Annotated in this window: 3 protein-coding genes; 1 reads left to right on the forward strand and 2 read right to left on the reverse strand. The window is 72.9% G+C overall.

Translation table 11 applies throughout. The features are described from left to right. Both KBX39_RS30865 and KBX39_RS30870 read right to left on the reverse strand, forming a co-directional pair. On the reverse strand, nucleotides 1-496 hold a 496-nt coding region (locus KBX39_RS30865), incomplete at its 3' end, for a hypothetical protein (RefSeq protein ID WP_210873926.1). Between the two features lie 138 nt (nucleotides 497-634). After that, on the reverse strand, nucleotides 635-1,021 hold the full coding sequence (locus tag KBX39_RS30870) for a globin (protein WP_312247523.1): 387 nt from the start codon (nucleotides 1,019-1,021) through the stop codon (nucleotides 635-637). A gap of 116 nt (nucleotides 1,022-1,137) precedes the next feature. Between KBX39_RS30870 and KBX39_RS30875 the strand changes: the two genes are divergently transcribed. Further along, a partial coding sequence (locus KBX39_RS30875; protein ID WP_210873928.1) for a snapalysin family zinc-dependent metalloprotease occupies nucleotides 1,138-1,537 on the forward strand: 400 nt, incomplete at its 3' end.

The following is a 1,537-nucleotide window of genomic DNA, read 5'->3' on the forward strand; positions in this document are numbered from 1 at the left end:
CCGGTCCGTCGGCGACCCGGATCGTGCCGTCCGGCCGGACCCGCACGTCCGGGAAGTGGTGGTGCAGGCTGGCCAGCGTGGCCAGGTGGGTGGCGTCGCGCCGGCCGGCGGCGAACCCGGCGTGCAGCTCGTCGTCGCGGCGGTGCCGGATCGCGTGCAGCACCAGCGCGTCGCCGGCCGGCTCGACCCGGGCGACCACGTGCACCGGCGTACTCCAGGCCGGCGGCGAGTTCGCCGACCAGAAGGCGAGCCAGGCGGCGAGCCGGGCGTGGAAGTCGGTCTGGACGCCGACCGCGGGCGCGGAGCCGTCCGGCGCGCGCAGCGCGGCGGTGGCGATGCGGTCCCGGGCGATCAGCGGTGTCGCGGGACGGGCGGGAGCCGCCGCGGCGGCGGCTCCGGTGGAGGCGACGGCCAGGCCGGTCACTGTGACCGCCGAGGCTGCCGCCGCGCCGGCGAGCAGTCGCCGGCGGTCGAGCGGGTGTCCGTTGTCGTTCATCGTCGGCCCTTCGTCGACGGCAGTGGCCCGACGTTATCGACCGGAAGCGATCAGAAAAACACCCCGCGTGACGGGAGGTTGACAGGAAAACCGGGGATTCCCGGCGGCGTGAACGACCATTCCTGTGCTGGTGGGCGATCAGGCGCGCAGCAGTCCGGCGACGGCCCGCTGGGCGTCCACGAGCGCGGTCGGCGGCAGGTCGAGCGTCCAGAGCGCGGCGGCCAGGTAGTCCAGGACGCGCCAGCGCTGCTCCTCGCTCAACGGCGGTCGAAGCGCGCCGCCGAGGACCGGCCCGCCGTCCGGGCCGGCGCCGCCGGGGCTGCGCCACACACCGCCGAGCGCCGCGTCCAGCCGGTCGGTGAGCAGCGCCGCGAGCCGGCGGCGGTCGACCCCGATCAGGTACGGGGCCAGTTCCGCGTCCGCCGCGATCAGCCGCAGCCAGCGGTGCACCGCCTCGCGTACGGCGACCGGGCCGAGCCGGTCGCGCGGCTCGCGGGGACAGGTCACCAGCTCCGTGGTCCGCACGACAAGGGGTACGGATGATCGAGCCCGGTCAGTTCACCGCCACGCTTGATATCGATGGATACCTATCTATAGGCTGGCGGCGTTCCGCTCACCCCCCATCCCAAGGAGTGTGAACCATGCGTAAGCCCAAGCTGTCCCGGATCCTCGCCACCCTCGCGGCCGCGACGCTGGCAGCGCTCGGCGCGGTAGCCGTCAACCCGGCTCCGGCCTCCGCCGCCGTCCGCAACGTCTGCTACAACATCAGCCAGGCCGGCCCGTTCGCCAACACGGCGGTGCAGGCGGCGGCGATCTGGAACAACTACACGAACAACATCAACATGGCCCAGTGCGGGTCCAACCTGCGGATCACCTACACCTACGGCGGCGGCTCGTACGCCCAGCGCACCAGCCTCGGCAACGGCCGCGTGGTGATCGACTACAACCAGGCCCAGCAGTACTCGGCACTGCGCATCATGACGCACGAGATCGGCCACATCCTCGGCCTGCCGGACAACTACAACGGCAACTGCGCCATCC

Source organism: Micromonospora sp. D75 (assembly GCF_018070405.1).
GTDB classification, from domain to species: domain Bacteria; phylum Actinomycetota; class Actinomycetes; order Mycobacteriales; family Micromonosporaceae; genus Micromonospora; species Micromonospora chalcea.